Origin of the sequence: Nocardiopsis ansamitocini, assembly GCF_030268225.1 — a bacterium.
Lineage (GTDB): Bacteria > Actinomycetota > Actinomycetes > Streptosporangiales > Streptosporangiaceae > Nocardiopsis_D > Nocardiopsis_D ansamitocini.
The window spans coordinates 26,881-35,636 of the sequence record NZ_BSQG01000015.1; the positions used below are offsets into that span (position 1 = coordinate 26,881).

General features: G+C 70.9%; 2 protein-coding genes. One reads left to right on the forward strand and one right to left on the reverse strand.

The features are described from left to right. Positions 1–1,365 (forward strand): wHTH domain-containing protein (locus QSJ59_RS23855; protein ID WP_285762019.1); only part of this gene is annotated, 1,365 nt, incomplete at its 5' end. Between the two features lie 115 nt (positions 1,366–1,480). On the opposite strand, the gene QSJ59_RS23860 is transcribed toward QSJ59_RS23855, so the two are convergent. Beyond that, positions 1,481–8,689, reverse strand: coding sequence for a hypothetical protein (locus tag QSJ59_RS23860; RefSeq protein ID WP_285762020.1), 7,209 nt, complete (start codon positions 8,687–8,689; stop codon positions 1,481–1,483). Positions 8,690–8,756 lie beyond the last annotated feature (67 nt).

Sequence of the window (8,756 nt, forward strand, 5' to 3'; positions counted from 1 at the left end):
GCGCAGGTGAGCGAGGACGACCTCCGCATCGTCAGCGCCGACCTCGACGGTGAGAGCCCCTGGCTGGAGACCGGGGAGCCGGTATCGCTGATCCGGTTGCTGCGCACCGCCGAGGCCGTGGAGCTGAGCCCCGTACAGGTGCGCGACCGGCTGGCCGAACTCGGATACACCCGGATCCCCGACAGGACGGCCGCCGAGGCGGGCCAGCCCGACGATCTTCTCCTTGCCGGTGCCACGCCGGAGGACGACCACTGGTTGGACACCGACGACGAAGTGGACTTGGGCCACGTCGTCCGCGCCGCCGAGCGGACGGGGCGCAGCCCGGCGTACGTCCGCGACCGGCTGGCCGAACTCGGGTTCACCGGTCTGCCGCAGGGCGGACTCCCCGAGACACTGGAGCCGGAGGACCTCGCGCTCGTCGAGAGCGGACCGGACGGGGGAGGCGCTCTCTCCGGCGTCGACGACGAGGTCGCGCTGATCCACTTGCTGCGCGTCGCGAGCAGGACGGGCCGCAGCCCGGTGCTCGCGTACGACCGGCTGGTCGCGCTGGGGTTCACCGACCTGCCGTCCCGCAACGACGTGGAGGCCCTGACCCCCGACGACCTCCGCATCGTCAGCGTCGGCCTCGACGGCCGCCTCCCCTGGCTGAACGAGGACGAAACGGTCACCCTCGTCCATCTCCTGGCCGCCGGGGTCGCCATGAAACGCCCCCCGGTGGAGGTGTACGACCGGCTGGCCGAACTGGGACTCGACAACCTGCCCTTCCGGGGACGCGTGGAAACGCTGAGGACGAGCGACGTCCGGATCATCAGCGCCGGCCTCGACGGCCGCTTCCCCTGGCTGGACACCAACGCGGAAATACCGCTGGGCCACATCCTGCGTGCCGCCGAGCAGACGGACATCCCCCCGGTGTACGTGCACAACCGGTTGGCGATCCTCGGCTACACCGACCTGCCGCAGGGAGGGCTGCCCGAGAAGCTGGAGCCGGGGGACGCCCGGATCACCAGCCGCGACCTGAACGGCGAAGCCCCCTGGTTGGAGGTCTACGACGAGGTGTCGCTGCCGCATGTGCTCGGGGCGGCGAGTGCGCTGGAGCGCAGTCCGGCGTCCGTGCGCGACCGGTTGGCGCTGCTCGGCTACGCCGACCTGCCGCAGGGGGAGCTGCCCGAGACGCTGGAACCGGACGACGCCCAAATCGTCAGCCGCGACCTGAACGGCGGCTACCCCTGGCGGGCGGTGGACCAGCAGGTCCCCCCGAACCACGTCCTGGAGGCGGCCGAGAAGACGGGGCGCAGCCCGGAGTACGTGCGCGACCGGCTGGCCGCGTTCGGGTACACCGCCCTCCCGCAGGACCCTCTCCAGTAACCGGAAACCGTCCGGCCGTCGCTCCCGGGGGAGCCTGGTCGCTTCCCGCGCGACGGCCGGACGGGTCGCCCCGTCCACGGAGCGCGCGGCCCCGACACAGCGTCCGGTCCCCGCGTCAGCGCCCACTGTTCAGCAGCGCGGAGAACATGCTGTTCAGCTCTTCCTGTCTGATCTCCGACTCATCACGCGGGTCCGCCGGCCCCCGCACCTCCGTGATCCCGGCGCTCCCCTCCTCCTCGACGATCGGTGCGAGGGCTGGGGCGGGGCGGGCCGCAGGGAGGCCCGTGTTCTCGGGGGAGGGGACGGGAGCCACCGACGGTTCGCCGGTGCGCGGACCCGATGCGGGAGGCGGGGGCAGCGGGGAGCGTTCCGGCCGGGGCCGCTCCTCCGGTCGCGGAACCTCCACCGGGGTGCTCCGGCCCGACCCGCTGGGAGCCGGGCGTGCCGGACCGGGGCCCGTCTCGTCGCCCGCCGCAGGCACCACGCGCGTCCGAGTGGCCGTCCGGGCCCGTTCCAGTGCCTCCTCCAGTTCCCGCAGCAGCCGGGTCCGCTCCGCGTCGGCCTCGCCCAGCAGCCGCTCCGCCTCGACGTACTCGGCACGGTAGGAGGGGTCGTCCGCGCGTGCGTCGCGCCCGCCCACCAGCTCGTTCAAGGCCCCCCGCGCCTGGAGGTAATCCAGGTCGGCCTTCCCGAACACGGCTTCGGCCCCGGCGAGCGCGACGAGTTCCGGCGCGTCCACGTCCAGGCCGAGGGAACGCGCCTCGTCCTCACCGATCCACAGGGTCAGCGGGGCGTCGGCCTCCACGGAGGCCAGGTGATGGGTCGGGCCGAACGCCGACACCGCCCCCGGCGCCTCGGCCGTCGCCAACCAGGTCGTCGGGACCGAGACGAGGAAGAGCCGTCTGGACCCGGGGCCTTGCGCCACGGAGGTGTCCTTCACCCCGGAGGAGACGCCCCCGTCGTCGGCGATGTTCAGCATCGTCGTCCCGCCGGTGTTCTCGTGCATCCTGTCCTGGTCGCGCGAGGACACCACCCCGCGCCAACCGCTGGCGCCGCCGTGCCCCCCAGCCTCCTGCCGGTCCGACGAACCGCTCGACGCGCCCTGCTCCGCGTCCCGGGAACGGCTCTCCTCGCTTGCGGACAGCAGCGTGACGCTCGTCGGGTCGACGAGGGCTTTCAGGCTCACCGTCGTCTCCCCGAACCTGACCAGTTCGGTTCCCCCGGGGGCCCCCAGCGCCGCCGCGGTGAGCCCCTGGAGGACGAGTTCGCCGGTGACGAAGTTCAACGGGCTGATCAGGAACCCGTCCCCCTTGCCGTTGAGGAACCCCTTGGCCGCGTCGACGCTCGCGGGGGACAGGCCGTGGTCCGGGTGCCGGTCCGTAGCCGGAGGCCGCCACCCGTTGGCCATCGCCGCGGCGGCGAACGCGGCGTCGAACACCGCTGTGCCCCCGCCGTTCACCCCGACCGGGGTGAGCCGGGTGTCCTCGGACGTCTGAACGTAGGACCCTTGTCGTGCCCGCTCATCGGCCCACCGTTGCACCGCGGTCTCCCGGTTCGGCGCACGGAGTCCGATGGAGTCGCGAAACACCCGGGGGGCCGAGGGCGCGGCCCCGGCGGCGTCCCCGCCCATCGTGAGATAGGGCGTCGGGTAGATGTTCTGGACCTGGCCGGCACCGCTCATGCCCTGGTAGGCGCCGTCCCCCGTGTGCAGGGTGAGGACCAGGACCGTGTCGGTGTCCACCACCGCGTAGGGGCTGAACAGCACCCGTTCGTGGGAGAGCTCGCGGGACTCACCCGCCGACCAGGAGTCACCGGTCAGCCGGCGGCCCTGGTAGCCGAACTCCGGCCCCATCCCCACCGGCCGCTGTTGCGGTTGCGGCCCCGGTTCGTCGGAGCCCGGGTACGAGGGAGGGAATCGGAGCTCCACGGAAGCGCCGCCCGACAGCCCGTTGAAGGTGAACGTCCCCCTGGACGCCCCGTCGGTGACGCTCACCTTCTCCACGAACTCCATGCGCCCGCCCATCTGGCTGGTCCGGGAGGCGCCCCGGACCACTTCCACCGTGATGTGGGCGGGACTCGACCACCCTTTGGCGTGCAGCGACCGACTGTTCTCGGGGACGGACACGGTTGCGGTCCCGCCCTGCTCCTCCCGCCCGCCCCGGCGGGTGTGCACGAAGTCGACGGGGCGGATCCGCACGGGCAATGGGGGAAGGTCGCCGAGGCCGCGGTTGAGGTTGGACGACAACTGCTGGAACAAGTCCTCCCGGCTCCAGTCGGTCAGTTCGAGGTTGGCCCGCTTCAGGTCGGCCACCAGGTCCTCGATCGCCTCCTGCGGATCGATCGGCTTGGACTGGTACCCCTTGTCCGCGAAACCGTCGAACGCGGTGATCGTGGCCGCGGGCGCGGCCGGAGGGGGCTGAGTGCCGACCCTCCCGACCGTCCCGTCGGGATTCCACGCGATCAGGTCGGGCACCAGCCCGTCGGTGTAGGCCCACAGCGCCGGGACGAGCCCCTTGCGGGAGCTCTCCACCGACGCGAGCCACGCCGAGTAGCCGTGGGTCGAGGGCGACCGGGGCACGGTCAGCAGGAAGTTGAAGTCGTGCTTGCGTTCGACGGCCTGGCCGATGACCCCGTCGGTGACGTACGCGAACGCCGGTCCCTGGAGTTTGACCTCGGTCTTGATCCGGAACGTCAACGACTCCGAGCCTCGCGCTCCCCGGCCGTGGACGTCCAACCGGACCTCGCCCCGGGGACGGATGACCGGCCGCGTCGCGTCGTCGGGGGAGGCGGTCGGTCCGCTGTCGGTCGGGTTGGGGTTGCCGCCGTAGCCGGCGAACAGCGCGAAGTAGTAGGAGGAGCTCTTGGAGGTGCCGTAACCGAGACTGGTCTCCACCGTCTGGGACGACTCCACGGTGGCCTTGGGGCGCAGGGTGAAGGAGACGATCCGGGTCGGGACGTACCAGGTGCTCAGAGTCGTCCTGGTCCGGGTGGGCAGGACACCGTCGTCGTACTGCACCCGTAGCCGGCTCCCGAGATTGCCGCTGATCTCGGGTACGGCCGCCAGGGTCTGCGGCGCCAGGTAGTTGGCGATGGCCAGGGCCGTCCCCCGGCCGTTGCCCATCGAGTTGGCGAAGGCGTAGTGGTCCTGGTCGAGCTCGGCGTAGGTGTGCGACAGCACACTGATCGGGAAGCCTTCGGGAGTCATGGCGATGACCGGGTTCAGCGCCTGGGGACTGCTGAACGTCTCCATGAGCCGTCGAGCCCCGGGAGTCTGGACGATCTCCAACCCGGCGTCGGATTCCTGGGCTTCTTCGGCTCGGGCTTCTTGGGTTCGGGTGTCTTCGGCTCGGGTACGGCGGGTCCGGGTCTCCTGGGCCGGGGTTTCCTGGATCTGCGCCTCGCGGGCCCGCACGTCCTCAAGGCCCACGATGCGGGAACGGATGCCTTTGTGGAACAGGTCCTTGGCGGGGGCGCCCGCGAGCCTGCTCACCTCCTGCCGGCTCCCGGCGGCGGGCGACTCGGCATCGCGCTGCGCGAGCGGGCGCAGCGGACCCGACGGAAGAGGCGGGTCCATCGGGATCGGCCGGCGGTTGCGCACGGTGTGCAGTTCGACCCGCCCGGCAACCCCGCTGTCGGTGAAGAGGTCCGTCGAAGTGTCGGAGCCGCGCGGGCGTACCCGGGAGGGCCACGGGACCAGGTCGCTGCCGGCGCCGATTCGTGCACCGAACACCACGTTCGAGAAAAGCTGTTGGCTCGCCCCCTTGTCCTTGACGTTGTGCTCGCCGGTGACCGACCGCCCGAACGTGTGGTTGCGTGAACGTCGGCTCTCCCAGCCGAGTCGGGCCCCCGCTCCGGCGGTGTGGTCCGGGTAGCCCCGCGCGTCCGTGTGCATCACCTGTCGCCACATCGCCGCCGCGCGGAGCTCGTGCGCGTGCGTCCGGATCTTGGACACGCGGTTCTGCTGCTTCGCCGCCGCGCCGGTGCCACTGCCGGTGTTGGAGTCCGCCAGGTCGGCCCCTGCGCGGGGGCGGGCGACCCGCGCGGTGAGCCACAGCGAGACGTGGTCGGGCGAGCGCAGGGACGGTCTGCGCACATCGCTCCACCCGGGGTACTTCTTGGTCTCCTCCAGCTTCACCTCGACACCGTGCGACACCCATTCGTCCCGCTGGAAGCGGAAGCCGTTCAGGCTCGCCGCCTCCAGCACCCGCACCGTGTTGCGTACCGCGGCGTCGTGGTTGCGCCGATGGTTCCATCCCGTGTGGGTGTTTCGCGGCTGTGCCGCGCCCGGAATCGCCATGTGCGGCAGGACCATCCCCGGGTACTGCTTGTTGATCCTTGTGAGGAGTTCGTGCGCGTACTCGCGGAACACCGTTACCGGACGGCCCTCTCGCTGCCGAACCTCGCCCCCGTCGGGATAGGTGACGTTGCGTACCAGGGCGTCGCCGAAGTTGACGATCCGGTTCCGGTCGAGGAACGGGTCGAGCACCACGTCGGGAGAAGTCGGGTCGGGCCGGTTGGACGCGGGAGCCGCGAGCACCCGCGCCTCCTGGGAGGTCAGCGCCTCGATCGACGCGGCATCGAAGAAGGTGGGCTCGGATTCCCCGTCGACCCAGACCGCGATCCTGCGGTCCACCTCGTAGACGGTGGTGTCGGAGCTGTGGAAGAGCGGGGAGTTCCACGCGGAGGTCCCACGCGAACGGCTCTCGGTCTTCTCCCTGGTGTAGCTGTACTCGTAGTACGGGATCTCCAATCGCACCAGGTCGGCGGCCACCCGCTCCAGGAACCCGAACCCCGGGCGGACCGTCAGGCCATCGGTGCGTGCGGCCGAGATGCTCGTGTCCTTGGCGGACCTGTCGGTGTGCTTGATGGTGAACTTGTCGGGGACGTCGGGGATGGTGCGCATCGACACCGGCTGGGACCAGAAGGTGACGGCTCGTGGATTTCCCTCCGCGTCGTGCACCAGGAGCGTCACGGGGTCGGTGGTCATCGTCGGAAGGTAGTTCGCCATCTTCTTGGGCGTGAAGCCCGAACGGAGCTGTTGGCCGCGCTCGTAGGCCGCGGACTTCTTCCACTGCCAGGCGATCCGGCTGCGCAGGCTGCTGCCGGGGCCGGGAGGGGGAGCGACCGTGTCGTAGCCCAGGCGATCGGCGAGCCACTGGCCGGGGTCCCTCGGGGCGGCAGTTCCTCCCGAAGAGTCGGTGCCGGCCGTCGGGGCCGAGGTGTAGCGCATCCAGATCGGATGGCTGTTGCCCAGGTAACGACCGTACTGTCGGGGGACGACCCTGTTCCGGGGAGATGCATCGAACGCGTCGGCGAAGGAGATCGTGCGCGGGGGGGACGACGGGGGCCTGAGGCCGCCCATGATCGTCAACTGCACCCCCGAGGGCAGTTGCGCCGAGGTCTCGTTTCCGCCGGAGGGCCCGGTCGTCTCCAGCCGGATGTCGAGAGCAGCCCGGTAGTCGGCCCCGGCGCCGACCATCTCGGTGGTCCGGGTGGCCGTTCGGCCGTCTCCGCCGGACTGCTGCCAACTGCTCGACCCGACGCCCCCGTTGATCCGGAACCCGGGCAGGGGCGCCACTCCTCCCGTCGCCAGCAGGTGGCCGGAGAACGACGCCCCCACGCGCTTGGCGGAACCGTGCATCCCGGACTCGGAGCGCCCGTTCTGCTCCTGTGCCTCGTGCAGTCCCTTGTACTGCGCCGTGGCCGACAGGGACCGGTCCCCCGGGATGGTCCCGGCGGTCCACCGGTTGTCCACCGAGGCCAGCCGCAGCGTGAAACCCCGGCCGTCGGGTCCGGCGACCGTGACGCCCTCCGGCTGGAAGAAGGGGCGGGAGTCGCGTTCCAGTTGCTTCCTGAAATCGGCCTCCACCTGCGTCGGGAGCGTGTCGCCGACCGTCTCGAAGATCCCGTCGATGTCCGTCCGCACACCGTAGGACTCGATCCACTCCGAGGTGATCATGTAGTCCAGTCGACGGACGCCGCCGTCGGTGGTCCGGGTGTCGACGGTGTCCGTGGGGTGGGGGAGGGGGCTGATGGCGAGGTCGTCCGTGTCGTCCAGGGTTCCGTGCGACGGGACCAAACGGTTGGGCAGGTCGATATCGGGCGCGAGGGGCGCGGAGGATTCGGTGGCCGGGACCGACGGTGGGCCGGTCCGATCCCTCTCCCCGGCCGGACGAAGGTCCGAACCGGCGTCCGGGGTCGGTTCGGGGGCCGCATCGGATCGGTGCGCGGGGTCGGTCGAGGGGGCTTCCTGCTCCGGGACGTCCCGGGGTGCGGGGCCCACCGCCGTCTCCGAAGCGGACGGCACGGTTTCGGACAGCTGGTCGGAGCCGGTCTCCGTGGGGACGAGGGGCGGGGCGGGCACGGAGGCGGACCCGGAGGGGAGCCCGCGCTCGCCCACGGGGCGGGTGCGCGGCGTGCCCTCGGACCCGCCCCCTGTCCGTTCCGCCCGGCCGGTGGCGTCCGATCCCTGCCCGTTGGACGTCTGGGAGGTCGTCGCCTGAGGCGTCGACGGAGGAGCCTGGACGAGCGGGGCAGGGGTCTCCTGTCCGCCAAGGGGGGCCTGGAGGCCGCCCCCGGTCACGGTGATGTCGTGCAGGACGTTGACGATGAGCGGTTCATTGGTGAACCCGGGCAGGTCGGCGAAGAGATCGAGCGGGTCGCGTCCGGGGTTGAGAAGCGCCCTGACGAACGAGTCGGAATCGAATCCGGCCTCTTGCTTGGGGTCGAGGACGAACTCGGGGGGCGGCTGCCAGGAGCGGTTCGCGTCCGGGGTCTCGGGCCTGGAGCGGGGGGCCTCGTCATAGAGGGAGGAGCCGTCGGACGGGTCGGATTCGGCTGCCGGCGGGGCGGGGGCGTCGTGGACGGTTGCCTGGGACGACCCGGCCGGCTCGGTGGGCCCGGTTACCGGCGGCCCGGTGCGTTCGACCGGCACCGGTACCGGGGTGCTGTACGTGCGGTGGTTACCAGCAGGCGCCTCGGGGCCGGTGTCGTCCGGTGAACCGGGGGTGAACTCCTCACGGTCTGCTGAACGGTTGTTGCTGTTTTCTCGGCCATTCCCGTTCCCTTTCTCCATCCCGCTCTGGGAAACGTCGTTGTTGCTTCTTTCGGCTGTGGTTTCTGGGGTGGGGGTTTTATTGGGGTTGTTGATGGTGATGTCGGGGGTGGCGTCGTCCCCGTTTTCCCCGTTGTTGTTCTGGTCGCGGGTGTTGTTGCCGTTGTTGCTGTCGGTGGGAGGGGTGTTGTCGGGGTTGTTGGGCGGGGTGGTGGTGTTGTTGGTGGTGTTTTCGGGGGTGGGGGCGTTGGTGAGGTTGATGTCTCCCATGCTTTTGATGGCGTTGATGGTGGTGATGCCGCCGATGGTGGCGATGTGTTGGAGGGCTCCGGTGGAG

Coding starts and splice junctions, on each gene's coding strand:
- QSJ59_RS23860 (WP_285762020.1), bottom strand. CDS start 8,689: ATGGGAGACATCAACCTCACCAACGCCCCCACCCCCGAAAACACCACC.